Below are 20,798 nucleotides of genomic sequence, written 5' to 3'. Positions count from 1 at the left end.
TAATAGAGACCTTTTAATAGAGACCTTTGCATAAATAGGAACAATCATCAGAAACCCACTTTTCACCCACTTGGCGATTTTTTAAACCCAGCCTTAGCCCTGCTAGGACAAGGTTTAAAAAAATCACCCATTGGGCAAAAATTGGATTTTGCTAATCATCCCTATTTATGCAAAGGTCTCACCTGACTTTTTTAAAAGTTTGTCTTAATTTTTGCGTGATGACTTGTTGTGTAAAAATCTTTTCACCAATAGAGATAACTGGTTGAATGCCAATCACGCTATTGGTAATAAACACCTCGTCACATTCTAGTAATTTTTGCAACATTAATGTCTCTACTCTCACCTGCAAACCTATTTCCTTGGCAATTTTTAACACCCTAGCACGACGCGTACCTGCAATACCACATTTGTCTAAATTCGGTGTTAATAATACACGATGCTTCACGGCAAAAATATTGCCTTGCGTCACTGAAATAACACAATCATTATCATCTAACATAATGCACTCATCACAGTGCAATTCACTGCGCGCCAATATTTGCTCAAGACGATTACAATGCTTGATATTAGCCAATAATTGATTGTTGGCATAACCACTGTGACAAATACTCAGTGTATATTCACTCGGTATTTTTGGCATCATAGAGACCATAACAAGTCGTGTTGGCTCAATATTGTTTTCAAATCCATAACCCCTCATGCTTTCACCACGAGACAGGATGATTTTTACCACTGCATGGGTCATCTTGGCAATTCTCAGTGCTGTACTAACATCTTCTAGCCATACTTTTTCACTCACGGGATTGATTTTTAGCTGCATGCGCCCTTTTTCTAATCGCTCAAAATGTTGTGACCAAAATAATAAGTGGGTATTTTCAGCGAGACAGGTTTCAAACAAACCATCACCGAACTGGGTCAGGCGATTAAAAACGCTCAGCGTAGATTGTTGCTTTCCATTAATTAAAACGACTTCTTTCATACCTTGTATTATAATGAGACCTTCATGAAAAAAATACTCAAAGTGTTTGGTCACAACTTGCTGGACAGTGCTAAAGATTTAGCACCGATTGTGTTGGTTATTGGTTTTTTTCAACTCATTGTGCTACAACAAAGCATTCCTAACCTGTTTGACATCGTCCTTGGCACAGGCTTTGTGCTACTTGGCTTAACCCTGTTTGTTTATGGTTTGAATTTAGGACTCTTTCCAATGGGTGAGGTCTTGGCATTTGCATTGGTTAAAAAAGGCTCAATAATATGGTTACTGATATTTTCCTTTGCCCTAGGCTTTGGTACCACGATAGCAGAGCCCGCACTCATTGCCGTTGCCAATGAAGCTGCCAGTGTTGCACAACTCGGTGGCTTAATACAAGAAATAGAATTACAACCTTATGCACAAATACTTCGTTACACAGTGGCAATATCCGTTGGACTCTCGGTATTATTAGGGGTGCTACGCATCATCAAGGGGTGGCCACTAACCACTTTAATTATTGGCGGCTATTTGCTGGTTATTATTACCACCGCTTTTGCACCTGACAATATTATTGGTATCGCTTATGATTCTGGCGGTGTTACCACTAGCACCATTACCGTGCCACTCGTTACTGCATTGGGCGTGGGTTTGGCAAGCTCAATTCGTGGCAGAAATCCAATGACTGATGGCTTTGGTATGATTGCCATTGCCTCATTATTACCGATTGTTGCTGTGATGATTTTTGGAATGTTGTGGTAGATTTATTTCAACCCTTTGTTGATATGCTTTGGGATGTAGCGCCCATTGCTTCGGTATTATTTGGCTTTCAACTGCTTATCCTTAAACAGAAAATTCCGCATTTGAAGCAGGTTATTATTGGCTTTGTTTTGGTATGGATTGGGCTGACTTTATTTATTGCTGGATTAGAAAAAGCACTTTTTCCACTAGGAAAACTCATGGCAAACCAGCTTACCAGTCCTGATTTTATCGGTAGTAATGCCAGTTGGGAAGATTACTATTGGGTGTATATTTTCGCCTTTGCTGTTGGATTCTCCACCACCATTGCCGAGCCTTCGTTGTTAGCAGTGGCAATCAAGGCGCACCAAGTATCAGGTGGCTCTATCAAGACTTGGTCGTTGCGTATTACCGTGGCTGTCGGTGTGGCTGTTGGTATTTCTCTAGGTAGCTATCGCATTGTAACTGGCATACCCATCCACTATTTTATTATCACCGGCTACGCTGTTGTGCTAATACAAACTTATTTTGCACCAAAAAGTATTATTGCCTTAGCGTATGACTCAGGAGGCGTTACCACCTCTACCGTTACTGTACCTTTGGTTGCCGCCCTAGGTTTGGGTTTGGCGAGTACAATTGAGGGGAGAAACCCAATTATTGATGGCTTTGGACTGATTGCCTTTGCTTCATTGTTCCCGATTATGAGCGTGCTGGCATATGCACAAATAACAGATTTTTTAACTAGGAGGAAAAAATAATGCACTTTAAACTGATTATTGCCTTTGTTGATAGCAACAAAACTGACTTGATCCTTGAATCAGCGAGAGACAAGGGCGCCACAGGGTCAACCATCATTTCTCAAGCGCGAGGTGAGGGCTTAAAACATAATAAAACATTTCTAGGCTTAAGCCTAGAAACGCCAAGAGATGTTTTATTGCTATTGGTTGAGCAACATCTCGCCAGAGATATTTTAGAGACTATTGCACAAGCGGGAGATTTTGAGCGTAATGCTCAAGAAGGCATTGCCTTTCAAATTGATGTAGAGGATGCACTTGGCGTGGCGCATCAAATTCAAGCACTAACACACACAGTAAAGGAGAAAATATAATGATGAATAATACAACACCCACCTTAGTCAAAGATATTATGTGGACGCAAGTCGATATTGTTGATTCAAAATGTAGTGTACAAAATGCACTAAATGATATGCAACACAAAAAAACCAAAATGCTTTTAGTTGATAAATCTCATGATTACGATGAATATGGTGTCGTCTTAATTGCTGACATTGCCTCTAAAGTTATTGCTAAAGACCGAGCGCTTGAGCGTGTTAATGTCTATGAAATTATGACCAAACCTATTATTTCTGTCCATCCTGATATGGATATTCGTTATTGTGCAAGACTGTTGACTCGCCTTGGATTATCGCGTTGTCCAGTGTTAGACAACGGGAAAATAGTTGGGGTGGTGAGTTTGACTAATATTGTGCTAAATGGCTTGCATATAGTATAGTTTTAAGGTTATCTGTATTAACTCGGCATTAAAATACCGAGTTAATATAAGAGAATTATCATATAGTGATACATTTGCACTATATAGGCAAACTGTTAAAATTTACCACTGTTTTAACTTTAACGAGAGGAAATAAGATGAAAATAATTAAAAACATACTAATAATTATCGGTGCAATCGCAGCTTATTATATGGTGTCATTGCAAGTGCAATACGGCGTAACCACCAAGGTTATCAGTGAAATGATTTCTCCGAAGCTGCATCCAGAAGCAATGGAAAAAGTCTATATGCCAATGACCAACATACTGCTTGATACACATGATATTACCATGGCATCTATTGTGCGTGATAAAGTTGATCCTGAAATGTCCATTGAAGATATTGAAGAGGCAATGGCAGAAGTTGCTATTGAAAGAAATATTAAAGATGTAGGTCAATTGCCTCTTTCTGAACAGGTTGAACTGCAACTTGACAAAAAACAACGGTTCCTCAAGATTTACCAATACTGCAAACCAACAACTGCAATGGTAATGGTTGATCATTCAGATGCATTTTCTGCTTACTTGCCTTGTCGCATCGCTTTGATTGAAGACCAAAAAGGTGAAAAATGGCTGTATTCTTTAAATATGGATATGATGATTTACGGTGGCGCACCACTCCCACCAGAGTTACTTAAATTAGCATTAGAGGTAAAATCAACCATGACTGCCATCCAAAAAGCAGGCGCGGGCAAAGAGGTGGATGACGAATAAATTTATTCTCACCGTGTTATACAAAAAACCACTCTTCTGAGTGGTTTTTTATCGCTTAAGGAGTCGCTTATGAAACCTATTTACTTCGACCTTGATTTTGGCATTACTTGCATTGACACACGGCATATGCGTGATGATTTTGTTGCTGCTTATTTAATTGAAGACAACGGATGTGTCGCCTTTGTTGATACTGGCTGTTATTTATCTGTGCCAACGCTACTTGCAACGCTTGATGAAAAGAATATTAAACGAGAACAAGTAGATTATATTATTTTGACACATATTCACCTAGACCACGCAGGAGGTGCGGGTGCGCTTATTAAACACCTGCCCAATGCTAAAGTTTATGTGCATGAATATGGAGCAAATCACTTAATTGATCCCTCTAAACTGCGTGCTGGTGTGATTGGCGTATATGGCGAATTGTTTTTTAAGCAATTTTTAGGCGATTTAATCCCAATCGCTAAAGATAAAATTATCATCGCTAAAGACAAAGATGAAATCACACTGGGAAGCCGAGTCTTAAAATTTATTGACACCCCTGGGCACGCTCGCCATCATGTGTGCATTTGGGATGAAAAATCGCGCGGTATTTTTAGTGGTGATACCTTGGGCGTGAGTTACAGAGAGTTTGACACTGAGCAAGGTGTGTTGATTTTCCCGCCTACCACACCGATTCAATTTGACCCTGATGCTTGGAAAAATACTATTCAACAACTGATGACATTACAACCAAAATACGCTTACTTAACGCATTTTAACCGCATTGAATTCACGCAAAAATCTGCTGCTATGTTGGCAACACATATTGATGGCTTTACTAACATTGCCAAACAAATGCAAGGCCATGTCAGTCGCCATAAAGCCATTAAAGAAGCTTTGCTTGATTACTTATTAGAGATTGCGGGGCAACATGGTGTTACTTTAGACAAAACACAGAAAATTAAGATTTTTAAAGGTGATTTAGAAATCTGTGCCCAAGGCTTGGGTGTTTGGTTAGATACAGATTAAAAATGCAGCGTGTCAATCAAACGCCTTCAAAAGCAAGACACTCTGATTGGCAACTTGTTTACTCAAAGATCACCCTTGATTGCTATCTTTAACAAGGTCAGATATTTTTTATTTAAACTTAAATACTCTGTCACTAAAGCAACCCTATTCTCTTGCCAATACACCAGCAAGGGCTTCTTGAGGTTTGCTATAAGAAATTTTTAAAAGTTATTTGAGGTTTTAGGACGATGTATAATAAAAAAGCTTTGAAAAAGATAATCACACTTTTAGTTGTGCTCGCAACTCTATTTTTTATTTTCCTTAACAAGGATGATCCGATAAAAAAAGGAGTGATCATTGTTGACGATTGTTCTATAATGTTGAGCGCTTGTAATGTTCAAATTGACGATTTATTTAACCTTTCTTTTGATATTAACCCCAAGGGCTTACCTCCAACTAAAGAGGCAACAATCACAGTCAAGTTAAGTAACACACAAGTAAAAAAAATTGAAGCAACCTTTATAGCGACAGACCTAGATTACAGCCCACCAAAGATTCATTTGAGCAGAATTAGCGATAAAAAATTTAATGGAAAAATATTTTTGTCATTATGCACGCTGCAAAAAACAAAATGGACTGCCAATTTCATGATCCATACTGATGCGGGTATTTGGAAAATTATTTTTCCATTTATCCATTCTGGAGATAGATACAATATTACAAATTTTTCCCCCTCAGTAAATAAATAGCATATATTAGTGGTGCAATTATCCAAATCAGCATTGATAATGTGAGTATGAACTGAGAAAATACAACTACATTAGACAGGGAATGCAAAGGTAAAAGATTATTACCTTGATCGCCAACACTAATAATTCTAAACATATCAATTGGATTAAATAGCAGTATATTACTCAGCATATCAGCACTAATAATATAACCGTATTCACTTGTTAAAACAATTAATAACAGCATATCAAAGAATATTACAAAAAATAGCCAAATTGCAATACAGTATATAATTGCTGTACTTCGTTGCACCACAACCACACTAACCAATAGTGCCATTGCTGTGAATATACCGCCTAATAAAATAGAAGTATAAATCAAACCAAATGATGCATAAGTGAACTTTATTGTTAAATTGCTACCAAATGACAATAGCAAGAGAATAGAACAGTACCCTAATACAATAGCAATAGATAGACTTATCCAATTAGCAAAAAATTTTCCAAGAATAAACTGATGACGCTTGATTGGATAAGACAACATTAACAACAAGCTCCCCTGTTCACTCTCTCCAACAATTGAGTCGTAACTTAAAAATAGTGCCATAAGCGGAATAAAAAAAATGCTTAAGCTAGACAAACTGGTAATTTGCATACTAAGGTTGTTAACACCTGAACCACTAAAGGATGTATCGCTGAGCAATACAAGAAATAATGACAAAGTAGCCAATAGTAGCGTCATACCAAGTAGGTAGTGATTATTTATCGTATTTTTTATTTCTCTTACGCAGATAGTTAAAATTGGATTAGACATTATAATTTATCGTATATAAGATAATAAGCATCATTGACATTTGCTTTATTAATATCAATATCTTGAATAGATGCAATATTAACAATGGTTCTCAATATTTCTATATTGTTGGTTGTTTTGTAAAATAGAGTTAGCTTATTGTGAGATAGCATGTGCGATGTAATTAAATGCTGTATAGATTTTATAATTTTATCTGCTGAAGATTCTTTATCGAGAGTTAGTTTTATTTTATCATTCAGATCTAAATTATCAATAACTGTCTTAATTTTACCCGAAAGAGCAACTCTGCCTTTTTTCATAAAAATAACATTATCAACAATATCTGTCAAGCCTTCTAATGTATGTGAAGATAAAATAATACTCTTACCTTTGGCACTCAAGTCTTGCAAAATATAACTAAATAAGCGTCTGCTACTAGGATCAAGTCCAGAATAAGGCTCATCAAGAATCAGTATTTCAGGGTCGGACAATAACGCCTGCGCAAGCATTAATCGTTGTTTCATGCCCTTTGAATATTGCGATATTTTTTTATACATGGCAAAATCTATTTTCACTAATTTAAGTATTTTATCAATATCCTTAAAGCCAACGCCTTTAAGTTCTGCAAAATAATGCATTAATTCAATACCACTTAAATGACCATACAACGCACTATGTTCTGGCATAAAACTCAGTTTATTAGTCTGAATATAGTGTGTTGAATTAATCGTGCCTGAGTTTGGCTCTAATACACCAATCAGTAGTTTAATTAATGTGGTTTTACCCGCACCATTATGCCCAACAATAGCAACACTTTCTCCTTTTTTGATGGTTATATTAATATCAAAAAGTATTTGCACATCCTTATAGGAAAAATTTATATTTTTATAGTTAATCAATATATTTTTTGGCATTTTTTAATGTTCCTATTGCGATTTTAGATGCGCTCATCAATGGGTATGAGTCAAGAATTCCTCCTGGTAATAACGATGGAAAATGTCGACTAGAATATTTAAGTAATTGCATAATAGGGCTATTTAATAAAATAGCTGCATTTGGGTAATTCCATAAAATTTTATCAGTAATATCATTAGGTTTATAAGCGCTATCGGCAATGCCATTATTATTCATGTCATAAGAATGGTGATTACTCCAATAATTGCCCTTCCCCTTATACGACCATTCTATATTCTTTGTGCTGATATACTTAACTTGCTTGTAGTTACCAATAAAGGCATTATCATAAAACTCATTTTCATCAGATCCTGCAGTCCAATTGACACCAATTAAGCACCCTCGAAAATAATTATTAATAATAATATTGAAGTTAGAATTATAGACAAATAAGCATTTATGTTTTCCGTTAATTACCACATTGCCATTGATTTTGGAGTCGTTCAAATAATTAAAAAATAGACCGTGTTCTTTGTCGTTGATAGATATATTGTTATTAATATTAAGCTTATTGGAACTCATTAATGCATACCCTATATCGTTACCAATAGAGACATTATTTTTTACACTACTATTATTGGTGTACATATAATGGATACTGTAACGCAAATTGTGAAAAATATTATTATTAAAAATATTGTCTTTACTAGTCGTTACAAAAATTCCATCCCTTCCATAACTAATATCGTTAAAACTTACCTTTGAACCAGGGGAATTCCAAAGTTGTATACCGTTCCCACGCTCATTTTCACGCAAATCTTTCTTGCCAACAATTTTATTATTAATAACACTTGAGTTTGTTGAGCCCCAAAGATATACGCCAATCAAATTGTTTATTAGAGTATTGTTTTGAATTAAAGTATTGTTTACATTTTTGTTTACAAAAATAGCGCTGTCTTGGGAGGCTAAATTTATACCTGAATTAACGATAATAAGATTTTCTATCGTAACATTAGAGGCGTTAACCGTAATAACACTGCCTTTTTTAGATCCTATTATTTTTACACTATCTTCACCTCTAATGGTAATTTCCTTGTTCACAACAAAATTACCTAGATACTCACCAGGTTTTAATAGATAGACATCACCATCAGAAGCACTGGTAATAATACTGGATAGATTTTTATCTGGCGTGATAATAATAGGCTGTGCATATAAAAAACTACTATAAGCACACACCGATAATCTTAATGCCATTCTAATTAAAACCATTTTCAACGAACAATCAGTTGGTAAAAAATTTAACTTTATTAACCGATAAAACGGATACTTTTTATCAGTCAAAATATCATAAAGATGAACACTTGGTTAATGTGATTATTCCTGAAAATAACATATGCAGTATTTATTATGCCGGTTTCACTAACATTCTACCACGCATTTCCATATGCAGTGCATGGCAAAACCATTGGCAATACCACCAATGCACACCTGGGTCATCAGCAATGAAAGTGACTGATGAAGTTGCTTGTGCCGCTACCTCCATAGCAATACCATATTTACCCATTGCAAAACCATGTGTTAGGTCGTCAACTTTGTCTAAATTTGTCACATAGATTGTCACTTCATCGCCTTCATTAACAGTAAATTTATTCATACTATAAGTGGGAGCAACAGACCACATATAAACACGAACCTTGTTCCCATCACGAATAATTTTACTGTCCCCTTCTAATTTAACGCCATCTTTTTTCGCCTGTGCCACTGCATCAGCAAACATTGGATCGTCGCGCTTATAAATATTTGAAGGGTTGACAATTGAAGTGTCTACCATAATACAATCGTGTGGCTCAGCAAAAGTAGGACCATCGTGTACAAGTTTCATTTTTGGACCTGAAATATCAATTAATTGATCATTTTCAGGTTTTAGTGGTCCAACATTAATAAATCGATCTTTAGAGAATTTGTTAAGAGACACCAGCCACTTTCCATCAGCATTTACCGTCTCCCCCATGGAAGTATGGTTGTGTCCTGGCTGATAAGCTGTATCAATCTTGTGAATAATGGGATTAACATTTTCACCATTATATTGTCTAATTGCCTTTTTAATATTCCATTTACACGCTTGACTATCAAGAAACAACGTTGTATATGCATTACCACGGTTATCAAATGAAGTATGTAATGGACCTAGACCTAATTTTGGTTCTGCAACAATAACATCTCTTGGCTTGATATTGTCTTTAAACAAATCGGGTAGTTTTCTTACATCCATTACTGACACTGTAGGAGACAATTTACCATTAATTACAACATGTTTCTTATCTGGCGCCGTGTTAATGCCGTGTGGTGATTTAGAAATAGGAATATAACGCGTATATTTAGATCCCTTTCTGCCGTCCAATACTTTAACGCCATTCATAATTTTATAGTCGCCATTCTTTACACCCTTTTCAATGGCTTTAATGTCAAATACAACAACATGATCTTGCTCACCTGATGTCATTTCAGCTAATGTAACACCTTCTTCAGAGTTGTAACTGGTTGAAAAGGCATACAAACCCTGGTAATCAGCATCATTATTATCTAAGTTTCCATCAACAATAACTTGCCATTCAATCTTCATAGTGTCACCATCAATGCCAGTAAAAATGGCATGATATTTTTCTGGCTCATCTAGGATTGACCCATCATTAGGCAGTGGAACCCTGTGCTCGCCATTAGCGAACACATAACCTGTTCTAGGATATTTTTGTGGTCTAAGTCCATGAATATCAGCGGCATTAGGAATCTCAATAATCTTATCAGTTTTCATAATATCACAACGAATTCTAGCAACTCTTGAATTTAATTTATCATTAGCAAAAATATACCTGCCATCATAAGTGCCGTCAGTAAAAGACATATGGGGATGATGAAGATCGCCATTATCCCAAGATTTCACACCTCGCTTTTTAAGCATTTTTTTACTTTTTTCTGTCAACCCTTCTGTTAGAATTTTTAAACTTTCGTTGGTTTGCCCCCAACCCGTTGCACTGCATCTGTTAAATACAGGAATACGCGAAAGTTCGCGCATAGAGGGGACGCCAATAATACGAATTTCACCCGCTTGACCACTACTCCAAAAACCATAATAATCATCTAATTCGCCTGGTGCAACAGAACCTTTACCTGAGGAGGCTTGCGTGCTAGTTGAACCTAGCATGCTCAATCCACCAACTACAGGAACGACCGCAGCACTGGCACCAATCACAGCACCACCTTTTAAAAAATTACGGCGACTAACGCTAGTTTGAACGCAACCCTCTGTTTTTTCTGTTTTTTTCATTGTTCCCGCCCTCTTAAGTTATAAAGAAATGCCAATTTTAAATGGATTAATCACAATAATCATTGACATAGGTCAATTAAATATACACAGGTTAATATAAAATTGTGTCATATTTAAATTTTTTTAATACAAATACATGTTAATAGAAAATACAATAAAAAAATTATTTCTTACATTATTCATGTCGCTATCTTTTATTGTTCATGGAGATGTTCAACTAGATAAATTTAGAAATAAAATTGACTTATCTATTTTCTATTCAGGTTTGATAACTACTCAAAAAATGAGCAATGTTCCTGCATTGCGTATCTTTCAAGGTCAGAAACCTATTGGTTATATAATTATCAACACTGATTTTAACGAAACAATTGGTTATTCTGGCAAACCCATTCATATCGCTATTGGCATTGATAATAATGGTCAAATCCAAGGTGTTCAAATTTTAAAACATTCAGAGCCTATTGTTCTAACTGGCATTCCAGAAAAAAGATTAACAGATAAATTCATTCGATATAAAAATTTTAATGTAATTAAAACTTGGCTCAAAGATCAATTTGATAATCGGAAAATTGATGCTGTTAGTGGAGCAACAGTAACTGATCGAATAATTGACGACAGTGTTTTACACACGGTATTAAAATTTGCAAAGAAAATTAATTTATCTGGTTTTGCAAATAATTTTTCTAATAGCAAGGTTGGAACAATTAATAAAAATTTACCTATCCAGAAAAAAAGTTGGCAGCAACTGCTATCTTCTGGCGCTATTTCCCATAGCGCAATTAGTGTTGGAGATGTTAATGCACAATATTTAAAAAATAATTACAATATTGCAGCAAATATTACAGAATCAAATAATTTAAAAGATACCTTTATTGATCTCAACCTTGCATTGGTTAGTATAAAAGAAATTGGTCAAAATATTTTAGGTAAGGCAGAATATAAAAATTTAATTAGTAAGCTATCAAAAGATCAGCATGCCATTTTAGTTATGGCAAGTGGTTTATACTCATTTAGAGGAACAGGGTTTGTTCGTGGTGGTCTGTTTGATAGGTTTGCAGTTGAACAAGGTACAAATATCTTTAGATTTAGAGATATGCAATATAAACGACTAGCCAAATCCTATGCCGATGGATCGCCAAAATTTACTGAAATTGGGTTATTCAGATTTCCTAAAAAATCTAATTTTGATCCGAGTGCATCTTGGAAATTCAACTTATTGATTAATCGTGCAATCAATGTTGATGAAAAGAAATTCTACAATCATATTGTCAAATATCAGCTGCCTGAATATTACTATGAAAAAACCAATATTCAGAAAACTAGAAACGACATAAAATCCAATAAAAATAGTTTAATTAAAGACATATGGAAAGATAGAAAAGTGGACATCATCATCTTATTTATCGCCTTATTAGCGCTGACAGTTATATTTTTTGAACAAGATAGATTAACCTCATCTGCTAGAGCAACCTCTATTGTTCGCAATTCATTTCTTGTATTTACATTGATATGGATTGGTTTTATATCAAATGATCAGTTATCAGTTGTTAATGTTTTAACTTTTATCAATGTGCTTATGCATAAATTTAATTGGGATTTCTTTTTACTTGATCCGTTAATATTTATTTCATGGGCATCCGTTGCTGCTATTGTACTATTGTGGGGACGAGGTGTATATTGTGGCTGGCTATGTCCTTTTGGTGCACTACAAGAACTTTTAAATAAGGTTGCAAAATATTTCAAAGTACCACAAGTTAAACTCCCTTGGGGATTACATGAAAGGTCATGGGCGATTAAATATTTAGTATTCTTAGGATTGCTTGGCATTTCTTTTTATTCTCTTGAATTGGCAGAACACTTTAGTGAAATTGAACCATTTAAAACAGTTGTTATTTTAAATTTTAATCGCACATGGCCATTTGTTGTCTACGCTTTAATTCTATTATTTATTGGGCTATTTATTGAGCGTTTCTACTGTCGATACTTATGTCCACTTGGTGTAGCATTAGCAATTCCCGCTAAATTAAGAATATTTGATTGGCTAAAAAGATACCCAAAAGATTGCGGCACACCTTGTCAAACTTGTGCCAATGAATGTATGGTAGACGCCATTCACCCTGAAGGCAATATTAATGACAATGAATGTATGCAATGTTTGCATTGCCAAGTATTATACAAAGATCAGCATAAATGTCCAGCTAAAGTAAAAGAAGTAAAGCGTGACTTACGCCATAAGGAGATGCGTGAAAACAAGAAACAAAAAAAACAAAAAACTTAGGCAATTCTTAATTATATACAATTACCAATCAAAATTATTTTCAAAACAGACTTAATGCACTTTTTCGACATTTTTTTTGTAAAACACCGTTATTACCAAACACTTCTTAATAACACACTACATTACCAAAAAAATCTCAAACAACTTTTATACAATTTAACACCAAAAAAAGCAGGGCATCCTTAACCATCTTAACCATGGTTTTTTTACTCATCGGCTTCCCTTTATTGCGATTTTCAACAAGTTGAAATAATTTTTATCCGAGCTTACGCCGCCGCTCAAGCCATCTCATTTTTTGACACCTGCCTGCCAAACATAATCTAAAACAAATTGCGTTAATAAAGCAACGGGTCTGCCTGTTGCGCCTTTTTTAGCGCCGCTCACCCATGCAGTGCCTGCAATATCTAAGTGTGCCCAACGATAATCTTTGGTAAATCTAGACAAGAAACAAGCAGCGGTCACACTGCCTGCTTCACGCCCGCCGATATTTGCCATATCAGCAAAGTTAGATTTTAATAATTCATCATACTCATCATCAAGGGGCAACTGCCACGCGGTGTCCATCGCACTCTCACCTGCTGCAATCAAATCATCAGCCAAGCTCTGGTCATTCGCCATCACACCTGAGTGATGCTTACCTAGTGCCATAATGACTGCCCCTGTTAAAGTTGCAACATCAATCACCACTGCTGGGTCAAATTTTTGTGCGTAAGTGAGCGCATCACACAAGATTAAACGCCCTTCGGCATCGGTATTGAGAATTTCAATGGTTTGCCCTGACATACTTTTAACCACATCCCCTGGTTTTGATGCATTGTGCGCTGGCATATTCTCAACCGCTGGCACCACGATGGTTAAATTAACTTGAAGTTTCATCTCAGCCACCGCACGCATCGCCCCAAGTACAGAAGCTGCACCACACATATCGTATTTCATCTCGTCCATACCTGTGCCAGGTTTTAAAGAAATGCCGCCACTGTCAAAAGTTACCCCCTTACCCACCAAAACAATTGGCTTAGCATTACCGTTAGCTTGATAACTCAAACTAATCAATTTTGGCGGTTCAATTGAACCCTTAGAAACTGACAACAACGAACCCATGCCAAATGCTGACATATCAGATTCTTCCAAAACCACACAGTCAAGCCTAAATTCTTTTGCCAATGCCTGCGCTGTTTGTGCTAAATAAGTTGGGGTACAAATATTAGAAGGCATATCACCCAATGTACGAGCAAGTGCTGTCCCATTGACCACTGCCAACGCCTTATCAATACTACTTTGCGCGCCACGCTCAAAGGTTACGCTTTGCAGTGCGTTTTCCTCAGGTGCCTCTATCTCAATTTTTTGTACTTGATAATCATTATTCGCGATTGCTTGCGTGACGATATAAACAAAATCATCAACTTCAATTTCAGAGATAAGCACAGGTAAAAATAACGCTTTTAAATTAAATTGATTGGCAGTATTTGCCAAAGTTGTTGCCAACTTTTGCACCATTTTTCCGTTAAGCGTCTGCTCCCCTAGTCCAATTTTTAGTTGATTGGCACTCTCAAATTCTACTTTGTTTAATGTCAGCATCTTGTCAAAGATAACTTGTGTTTGTGTGTTTGTCGTCAATTTATTAATATTAAATTTCATTATTATTGTAATCCGTTTTATAAAGTGCGTATAATTTTATCATTTTCACACCCTCCTTAATTGTATGTTTAAATTATTATTCATTGTTTCACTCCTAATTACCAACACTTCTTTTGCTAATAAGGCTGATATCGCAGATGGACTCAAGCGTTTTTTTGGAGAGGTCAAACACGAAGACATTGTGAAAACACCTTTTAATGGCGTATATGAGGTAATCCTCCATAACCCTATTGATTCACTGTTTGTTTCAGCTGACGGAAAATACTTAATTAAAGGTGATGTTCTTAACTTAGAGACACTTGCTCTCTTAAAGCCTAGCACTCGCGTTAATACGCTCAAACAATCTTTAATTAACGCTATTGCTGACAAAGATAAGATTATCTACCCAGCAAACAAGGAAAAATATGTGGTACATGTATTTACCGATGTAGATTGTCCATTTTGTAAAAGACTCCACGCACAAGTCCCAAAAATGAACGAACTGGGTATTACGGTCAAATATCTTGCTTCACCAATAGCGTCGCTACACCCAAAAGCGCAAGGAAAAATGGAAAAAATCTGGTGTGCAAAAGACAAAGTCAAGGCAATGGATGACTACCAAGCCAAGAATATTGTGCCTAATTCAAGCGACTGCGCCAATCCTATTAAACAGCAATTGAAATTATCACAGCAATTAGGTGTCCGAGGCACGCCCGCTATCTTTTTGTCTGACGGCACGCATCTGCCAGGCTATTTATCCGCCACTAAACTCTTAAAAACAATCAAACAAAGACTTGGAAAATAACACCCGAGTACTCGCTTTAAAGGCGATTATTTGGGTTGTTTTAGAAAAAAAATCACTCTCTGCTTTTGCTTATCCGCAAGAGGTTAGTGCACTAACCAAGTCTTTGGTTTTTGGCACCATTCGTTTTTATCATCAACTTAACGATGTTGTCTCTGGATTATTAAAACATTCACTTGAAAAACAAGACTTAGATATCCATTGTCTAATGTTACTTGGTGCTTACCAAATACTTCATTCTAATATTGCGCAGCACGCCAGCATTTATGAAACTGTTAATATTGCTGATGGGCTTGACAAGCCTTGGGCAAAAAAATTAGTCAACGCCGTCCTTCGACAAATCCAGCGTGATAAAGATACAATATTAACGCAAACACATTATTCACACCCAACTTGGCTACTCAAAAAAATCAAGCAAACTTACCCTGATAATTTTGAGCAAATATTTACCCAAAATAACACCCAAGCACCCATGACACTTCGCTTGCATCCACAGCATAATATTGATACATACCTAGATGCCACTAACCTTAAAGTTGCACCACAGGCGCGAGTGTTAAATCAAGCCATTGATGTTTATCACATTCAAGATTTTGATAAAGGCTCGTGTTTTGTACAAGATGGCTCAGCGCAATTAGCCGCACCACTACTCAATCCAAAAAACACCGACTTAATTTTAGATGCCTGCTGTGCGCCAGGTGGAAAGACCACACACCTAAGTGAGTTAGCGCCTTTATCTAAGATTGTTGCATTAGACAGTGACGCTGATAGACTCAAACGCGTGCAAGAAAATATTGAACGATTTAACATTAAGAATATCACGCTTTTTCAGGGCAAAGCACAAACACAAGATTGGTGGGGTGGTCAACATTTTGACAAAATTTTGCTGGATGCACCTTGTTCAGCCACTGGCGTTATTCGTCGTCATCCTGATATCAAATTACTACGCAAGCCCAAAGATATTAGTGCTTTAGTTGCCCTACAAAAAGACATTTTAAATAATTTATGGACAATGCTTAAACCAGGTGGCACATTGCTCTACGCCACCTGCTCCATCCTAAAAAATGAAAATGAAGACCAAATTGCGCAGTTTTTACACAACCACTTAGATGCAATAGAAGAGAAAATCACGCTTGATTGGGGGCTTGATGCCACTCATGGCAAACAGCAAATACCTTGTTATGAATTTGATGGCTTTTATTATGCTACACTCAAAAAATTGATGTAGAATAACTCAATACCTTTTATTTGAAGGGTATTTTTATATAACTCTCGGGGAAGAAAATGAAAAAAATACTACTAAGTATTACTACCTTAATATTACTAACACTCAATGTCGAAGCGGCTAATCCAAAATATGTCATTCAAATCAGCACGGATAATGCCAGAACACAAAAAATTGCACTTAATAATGCAGCTAACTTACAAAAGTACTATGGTGGTGCAGACAAGGTAGATATTGAAATTGTTGCTTTTGGTCCAGGTTTGGGCATCTTAACAACAGGCAATAAAAATTCCAGTCGCGTAGAGGAAATGGCGTTAAATAATATTAAATTTAGCGCTTGTCAAAATACCATGCGTGGTTTTAAGAAAAGGACGGGTCATTTCCCAACATTAACTGATGGTGTTGATAAAACACCTGCTGGCGTCGTTCGAATTGGCGAATTACAACAACAAGGTTATGCATATATCCGACCTTAAAAAATAGTAAACTGTCCAATAAAATAGGCGCTTAAAGTGCCTATTTTATTGAGTGAGTGATTATTTTTTTTACTTTTCTAAGGCGATATCCAATACTTCATCAATCCACTTAACTTTAATCACATTAAGCTTACCTTTGATTATTTCAGGCACTTCGGAGAGTTCTCGTTCGTTGTCATTAGGAATAATAACAGTTTTGATGCCGCCGCGTAATGCGGCAAGCATTTTTTCTTTTAAGCCACCGATTGGGGTAATTTCTCCACGAAGGGTGATCTCACCTGTCATGGCTACATCGGCTTTGACTTTACGCCCTGTTAGTACTGACACTAATGCAGTGCACATTGCTGCACCTGCACTGGGTCCGTCTTTCGGGGTAGAGCCATCAGGAACATGGATATGGATGTCTAATTTTTCTTGAAAATCATTCGCAATTTTAAGCGCCTTTGCACGCGTGCGAGTAACACTCATGGCTGCTTGAATAGATTCCTTCATCACATCGCCAAGTTGCCCCGTGTAGTTAAGTTTGCCCTTGCCTTTATAAGCAGTGGCCTCAATCGTTAGTAAGTCACCGCCTACTGATGTCCACGCCAAACCTGTTACTTCGCCAACTTGGTTTTCTTCTTCTGCTAAGCCAAAGCGGTGTTTGCGCACACCAAGGTATTTTTCTAATGTTTTATCACTAATCATAGCTTTGGTTTTGCGTTTTTTCAATACCACTTCTTTGACCACTTTACGGCAAATGGTGCTGATCGTTCTGCTCAAACCCCGCACACCTGCTTCACGCGTATAGTAACGAATAATATCGAGAATAGCTGAGTCTTTGAATGAGATTTCACTGGTTTTAATGCCGTTGTTTTCCATTGCTTTTTTAATTAAATGACGCTTAGCAATCTGCAGCTTTTCATCTTCGGTGTAACCAGCCAATTCAATAATTTCCATTCTGTCTAATAACGGCTGTGGCAAGTCTAGTGAGTTAGCGGTTGCTACAAACATCACTTGTGAAAGGTCGTAATCAACCTCTAAATAGTGATCATTAAAGGTATGATTTTGCTCAGGGTCTAACACCTCCAACATTGCCGAAGAAGGATCGCCCCGATAATCAGATGCCATTTTTTCAATTTCATCTAATAAAAAAAGTGGATTTTTAACCTTAATTTTTTGCATTTTTTGGATAATAGAGCCTGGCATTGCGCCAATATAAGTACGCCTATGCCCACGAATTTCCGCTTCATCTCTAACACCGCCAAGTGCCATACGCACATACTTACGATTAACCGCTTTGGCAATTGACTCGCCAAGCGAGGTTTTACCCACACCTGGAGGCCCCACCAAACACAAAATATTAGCCTTATTATGGGTAACGCGTGTTTGCACTGCAAGATGCTCTAAAATACGCTCTTTCACCTTATTTAAACCATAATGGTCATCATCTAAGATCTGCTGTGCTTTTGCTAAATCCTTATTGATATGTGTTTGTTTTTTCCATGGTACATCGCATAGATTTTCAATATAAGTACGAATAATTGATGCATCGGAAGATTGTGATGACATACGCGAGAGTTTTTTTAGTTCAGACTCGGCTTTTTCCTTAGCGGCTTTTGGCATTTTTGCTTTTTTAATGCTTGCCTGTAAATCTTCAATTTCATCTTCGTCTTCTGCCTGACCCAATTCTTTTTGAATGGATTTCATTTGCTCGTTCAAATAATAATCTCTTTGATTGGATTCCATTTGCTTGCGTACGCGTGATTGGATTTTTCTCTCAGTGCCTAAAACATCAATCTCACCTTGAATCACTGATAGAATTTTATCCAGTCGCGTTTGTGCATTAATACCCCCTAGAAGCTCTTGTTTTTCAGCGGTTTTAAGCGATAGGTTAGCAATAATAATATCACTAAAACGCTCAACATCACTCACCTCTTTCAATATACCAAGCACCTCTTCAGGAATTTTTTTATTGAGCTTGATATAGGATTCAAAGCTTTCTAATGCTAAGCGCATCATTGCTTTAATCTCAGTGTCTTGACCCGATTCTAGTACAAACTCGCTAACTTTAACTTCGGTATAGTCATCTGCCTGAAAAAATTCTTCAATCTTGGCACGCTTCACTCCCTCAACCAACACCTTGATAGTGCCATCAGGTAATTTAAGCATTTGCAAAATCGTCGCTAAAGTACCAATACTATGTAAGTCTTCGTTCTTTGGGTCTTCGGTTTTTTCATCTTTTTGTGCCACTAAGAATATATATTTATTCGTACCCATCGCTTGAGTAATTGCATTAACAGAACTTTTTCTACCGATAAAAAGTGGCATCACTGTATGTGGAAAAACCACCACATCTCGTAGTGGCAATAACGGCACTAATTCCCGCTCAAGATCAATTACTTCTGCTGTGACTTCTGTTCCCATAATAGTGTTACACCTTTTAAACTTAGTAATTTAGATAGATAGTGATGAGTTACATTAATTTCAAGTACCCATTGTCCAAAATCATTCACTTTTTCATTGTGAATGTAGCCAATATTATGAATTTCACTGCGAATATAGGCACTGGTCACATCCAGTTGTATTTTAGCACGCGTCATCATACCACTGAGTTGCTCTGCTAATGCCTGATAAAGAAAATCAATGCCATCACCCGATTGTGCTGAAATCCATACACGGAAAATTCTACCCTCTTTATCCCTGTCAAATCTTGGTTTGAAATCTGCCAAACAATCAATTTTGTTCATGACCAAAATACTCGGGACTTGGTGAGCCTCAATATCAAAAATAATATCTTGTACTTGCTCAATTTTTTCTAGATTGTATTCATCAGCTGCATCAACAATATGTAGCAATACATTAGCGCGTCGAGTTTCTTCCAAAGTTGATTTAAAGGCAGCCACCAAATCATGGGGTAGGTCTTGAATGAAACCCACTGTATCGGCAATGACTGCCTCTCCAGAGGCAGGCAATATCACCCGCCTAATGGTCGCATCAAGCGTGGCAAATAATTGCTCATCGGCAAACACTTCTGCCTGTGTTAAAGTGTTAAACAGTGTGGATTTACCAGCATTGGTATAGCCTGCCAAAGCAATCATTGGCAGCTCATTTTTAAGGCGTGATTTTCTGCCCAAATCGCGTTGTTTATGGACTTTTTCTAAACGCTTACTAATGTTTTTAATGCGTATGGCAATCAAGCGTTTATCCGTTTCTAATTGCGTTTCACCTGGACCTCGAAGACCAATACCACCTTTTTGGCGCTCAAGGTGCGTCCAGCCTCTTACTAATCGTGTAGATAAATGTCTAAGTTGTGCCAATTCTACTTGTAACTTACCCTCAAATGAGCGTGCCCTAAGTGAAAAAATATCCAAAATCAAGCCAGTGCGGTCCATCACTTGGCATTCCAATTGTTGCTCTAGATTGCGTTCTTGCGAAGGCGACAACTCCGAGGAAAAAATAACCAACTCTAAATTCGTCTCTTTAACCAGCGCTACTATTTCCTCCACCTTGCCCGAGCCAATAAAATATTTGGCATTCACATTATTGCGAGAAACTCTTAGATTCTGTACAACATTTAGTCCAGAGGATTTTGCCAATTCGCCAAATTCATCTGCGCCGTTTTGGATGTGTCGATTGGTGGGGAGGTCTATATAGACTAATAGTGTTCGCTCGCCTTGCCCAACTGCAGCTTTTTGACGGTCAAATAATTCCAA

19 protein-coding genes are annotated in these 20,798 nt (G+C 36.9%); 11 read left to right on the top strand and 8 right to left on the bottom strand.

What is annotated here, in order from left to right; all coding sequences use genetic code 11:
- Window positions 1-178 precede the first annotated feature (178 nt).
- Complete coding sequence (pabC, locus tag BBROOKSOX_RS01235; RefSeq protein WP_139659333.1) at window positions 179-979, bottom strand: aminodeoxychorismate lyase; 801 nt, start codon at window positions 977-979, stop codon at window positions 179-181.
- A 24-nt stretch (window positions 980-1,003) separates the two neighbouring features.
- On the opposite strand from pabC, the gene BBROOKSOX_RS01230 reads away from it, so the two are divergent.
- The 7 genes from BBROOKSOX_RS01230 (at window position 1,004) to BBROOKSOX_RS01200 (ending at window position 5,711) form a co-directional block, all read left to right on the top strand.
- Window positions 1,004-1,732: a DUF1538 domain-containing protein gene (locus BBROOKSOX_RS01230; RefSeq protein WP_139659332.1), complete on the top strand. Its 729-nt coding sequence runs from the start codon at window positions 1,004-1,006 to the stop codon at window positions 1,730-1,732.
- A gap of 23 nt (window positions 1,733-1,755) precedes the next feature.
- Window positions 1,756-2,466 (top strand): DUF1538 domain-containing protein, encoded by a 711-nt coding sequence (locus BBROOKSOX_RS01225; protein WP_139659337.1) that lies wholly within the window; start codon window positions 1,756-1,758, stop codon window positions 2,464-2,466.
- On the top strand, window positions 2,466-2,816 hold the full coding sequence (locus BBROOKSOX_RS01220; RefSeq protein ID WP_139659331.1) for a P-II family nitrogen regulator: 351 nt from the start codon (window positions 2,466-2,468) through the stop codon (window positions 2,814-2,816). Before BBROOKSOX_RS01225 ends, BBROOKSOX_RS01220 begins: the two co-directional genes overlap by 1 nt.
- A complete protein-coding gene (locus BBROOKSOX_RS01215) occupies window positions 2,816-3,220 on the top strand; it encodes a CBS domain-containing protein (protein WP_139659330.1) in 405 nt (134 codons plus the stop codon). The genes BBROOKSOX_RS01220 and BBROOKSOX_RS01215 overlap by 1 nt, the downstream gene beginning before the upstream one ends.
- A gap of 137 nt (window positions 3,221-3,357) precedes the next feature.
- Window positions 3,358-3,972, top strand: coding sequence for a DUF302 domain-containing protein (locus BBROOKSOX_RS01210; RefSeq protein WP_139659329.1), 615 nt, complete (start codon window positions 3,358-3,360; stop codon window positions 3,970-3,972).
- Window positions 3,973-4,041: 69 nt separating this feature from the next.
- The gene (locus BBROOKSOX_RS01205) at window positions 4,042-4,983 is read left to right on the top strand and encodes an MBL fold metallo-hydrolase (protein WP_139659328.1); all 942 of its coding nucleotides are present in this window, start codon (window positions 4,042-4,044) and stop codon (window positions 4,981-4,983) included.
- A gap of 227 nt (window positions 4,984-5,210) precedes the next feature.
- Window positions 5,211-5,711: a hypothetical protein gene (locus tag BBROOKSOX_RS01200; protein ID WP_139659327.1), complete on the top strand. Its 501-nt coding sequence runs from the start codon at window positions 5,211-5,213 to the stop codon at window positions 5,709-5,711.
- Here BBROOKSOX_RS01200 and BBROOKSOX_RS01195 read toward each other — a convergent pair.
- The 4 genes from BBROOKSOX_RS01195 to nosZ all read right to left on the bottom strand — a co-directional run bounded on the left by BBROOKSOX_RS01195 (window position 5,680) and on the right by nosZ (window position 10,705).
- Window positions 5,680-6,432 carry an ABC transporter permease gene (locus tag BBROOKSOX_RS01195; protein ID WP_257607718.1) on the bottom strand — a complete coding sequence of 251 codons (753 nt, stop codon included), beginning with the start codon at window positions 6,430-6,432 and terminating at the stop codon, window positions 5,680-5,682. The genes BBROOKSOX_RS01200 and BBROOKSOX_RS01195 overlap by 32 nt on opposite strands.
- Before the next feature lie 71 nt (window positions 6,433-6,503).
- On the bottom strand, window positions 6,504-7,397 hold the full coding sequence (locus BBROOKSOX_RS01190) for an ABC transporter ATP-binding protein (protein ID WP_139659325.1): 894 nt from the start codon (window positions 7,395-7,397) through the stop codon (window positions 6,504-6,506).
- Complete coding sequence (gene nosD / locus BBROOKSOX_RS01185) at window positions 7,375-8,649, bottom strand: nitrous oxide reductase family maturation protein NosD (protein WP_139659324.1); 1,275 nt, start codon at window positions 8,647-8,649, stop codon at window positions 7,375-7,377. Before nosD ends, BBROOKSOX_RS01190 begins: the two co-directional genes overlap by 23 nt.
- A 136-nt stretch (window positions 8,650-8,785) precedes the next feature.
- Window positions 8,786-10,705, bottom strand: a complete 1,920-nt coding sequence (gene nosZ / locus BBROOKSOX_RS01180) for a TAT-dependent nitrous-oxide reductase (protein WP_139659323.1) — start codon at window positions 10,703-10,705, stop codon at window positions 8,786-8,788.
- Between the two features lie 136 nt (window positions 10,706-10,841).
- Between nosZ and BBROOKSOX_RS01175 the strand changes: the two genes are divergently transcribed.
- The gene (locus BBROOKSOX_RS01175; protein WP_139659322.1) at window positions 10,842-12,983 is read left to right on the top strand and encodes a NosR/NirI family protein; all 2,142 of its coding nucleotides are present in this window, start codon (window positions 10,842-10,844) and stop codon (window positions 12,981-12,983) included.
- A gap of 288 nt (window positions 12,984-13,271) precedes the next feature.
- Here the strand turns inward: BBROOKSOX_RS01175 and BBROOKSOX_RS01170 are convergent, their stop codons facing one another.
- Entirely contained in the window at window positions 13,272-14,621 is a 1,350-nt protein-coding gene (locus BBROOKSOX_RS01170; protein ID WP_139659321.1) for a leucyl aminopeptidase, read from the bottom strand.
- 64 nt (window positions 14,622-14,685) lie between these two features.
- Here BBROOKSOX_RS01170 and BBROOKSOX_RS01165 point away from each other — a divergent pair, with 64 nt between their 5' ends.
- From BBROOKSOX_RS01165 to BBROOKSOX_RS01155, 3 genes are read left to right on the top strand one after another with little or no spacing between them, the layout of a single operon-like run.
- Window positions 14,686-15,405 carry a DsbC family protein gene (locus BBROOKSOX_RS01165; protein ID WP_139659320.1) on the top strand — a complete coding sequence of 240 codons (720 nt, stop codon included), beginning with the start codon at window positions 14,686-14,688 and terminating at the stop codon, window positions 15,403-15,405.
- Entirely contained in the window at window positions 15,395-16,630 is a 1,236-nt protein-coding gene (gene rsmB / locus BBROOKSOX_RS01160) for a 16S rRNA (cytosine(967)-C(5))-methyltransferase RsmB (RefSeq protein WP_139659319.1), read from the top strand. The genes BBROOKSOX_RS01165 and rsmB overlap by 11 nt, the downstream gene beginning before the upstream one ends.
- A 56-nt stretch (window positions 16,631-16,686) precedes the next feature.
- Window positions 16,687-17,103, top strand: coding sequence for a DsrE family protein (locus tag BBROOKSOX_RS01155; protein WP_139659318.1), 417 nt, complete (start codon window positions 16,687-16,689; stop codon window positions 17,101-17,103).
- Between the two features lie 69 nt (window positions 17,104-17,172).
- On the opposite strand, the gene lon is transcribed toward BBROOKSOX_RS01155, so the two are convergent.
- Window positions 17,173-19,509, bottom strand: a complete 2,337-nt coding sequence (lon, locus tag BBROOKSOX_RS01150; protein ID WP_139659317.1) for an endopeptidase La — start codon at window positions 19,507-19,509, stop codon at window positions 17,173-17,175.
- Entirely contained in the window at window positions 19,482-20,798 is a 1,317-nt protein-coding gene (gene hflX, locus BBROOKSOX_RS01145; RefSeq protein ID WP_139659316.1) for a ribosome rescue GTPase HflX, read from the bottom strand. The genes lon and hflX overlap by 28 nt, the downstream gene beginning before the upstream one ends.

The sequence above is a fragment of the bacterium endosymbiont of Bathymodiolus sp. 5 South genome (genome assembly GCF_900128535.1).
Lineage (GTDB): Bacteria > Pseudomonadota > Gammaproteobacteria > PS1 > Pseudothioglobaceae > Thiodubiliella.
This window is presented reverse-complemented; position numbering and strand designations above follow the sequence as displayed.

Bases quoted from the DNA above. Each gene is read 5' to 3' on its own strand.
- BBROOKSOX_RS01215 (WP_139659330.1), top strand. From the start codon at position 2,816: ATGATGAATAATACAACACCCACCTTAGTCAAAGATATTATGTGGACG.
- pabC (WP_139659333.1), bottom strand. From the start codon at position 979: ATGAAAGAAGTCGTTTTAATTAATGGAAAGCAACAATCTACGCTGAGC.
- nosD (WP_139659324.1), bottom strand. From the start codon at position 8,649: ATGGTTTTAATTAGAATGGCATTAAGATTATCGGTGTGTGCTTATAGT.
- nosZ (WP_139659323.1), bottom strand. From the start codon at position 10,705: ATGAAAAAAACAGAAAAAACAGAGGGTTGCGTTCAAACTAGCGTTAGT.
- BBROOKSOX_RS01155 (WP_139659318.1), top strand. From the start codon at position 16,687: ATGAAAAAAATACTACTAAGTATTACTACCTTAATATTACTAACACTC.
- BBROOKSOX_RS01210 (WP_139659329.1), top strand. From the start codon at position 3,358: ATGAAAATAATTAAAAACATACTAATAATTATCGGTGCAATCGCAGCT.
- BBROOKSOX_RS01220 (WP_139659331.1), top strand. From the start codon at position 2,466: ATGCACTTTAAACTGATTATTGCCTTTGTTGATAGCAACAAAACTGAC.
- BBROOKSOX_RS01195 (WP_257607718.1), bottom strand. From the start codon at position 6,432: ATGACGCTACTATTGGCTACTTTGTCATTATTTCTTGTATTGCTCAGC.
- BBROOKSOX_RS01230 (WP_139659332.1), top strand. From the start codon at position 1,004: ATGAAAAAAATACTCAAAGTGTTTGGTCACAACTTGCTGGACAGTGCT.
- BBROOKSOX_RS01205 (WP_139659328.1), top strand. From the start codon at position 4,042: ATGAAACCTATTTACTTCGACCTTGATTTTGGCATTACTTGCATTGAC.
- BBROOKSOX_RS01200 (WP_139659327.1), top strand. From the start codon at position 5,211: ATGTATAATAAAAAAGCTTTGAAAAAGATAATCACACTTTTAGTTGTG.
- BBROOKSOX_RS01165 (WP_139659320.1), top strand. From the start codon at position 14,686: ATGTTTAAATTATTATTCATTGTTTCACTCCTAATTACCAACACTTCT.
- BBROOKSOX_RS01190 (WP_139659325.1), bottom strand. From the start codon at position 7,397: ATGCCAAAAAATATATTGATTAACTATAAAAATATAAATTTTTCCTAT.
- BBROOKSOX_RS01175 (WP_139659322.1), top strand. From the start codon at position 10,842: ATGTTAATAGAAAATACAATAAAAAAATTATTTCTTACATTATTCATG.
- BBROOKSOX_RS01225 (WP_139659337.1), top strand. From the start codon at position 1,756: ATGCTTTGGGATGTAGCGCCCATTGCTTCGGTATTATTTGGCTTTCAA.
- lon (WP_139659317.1), bottom strand. From the start codon at position 19,509: ATGGGAACAGAAGTCACAGCAGAAGTAATTGATCTTGAGCGGGAATTA.
- BBROOKSOX_RS01170 (WP_139659321.1), bottom strand. From the start codon at position 14,621: ATGAAATTTAATATTAATAAATTGACGACAAACACACAAACACAAGTT.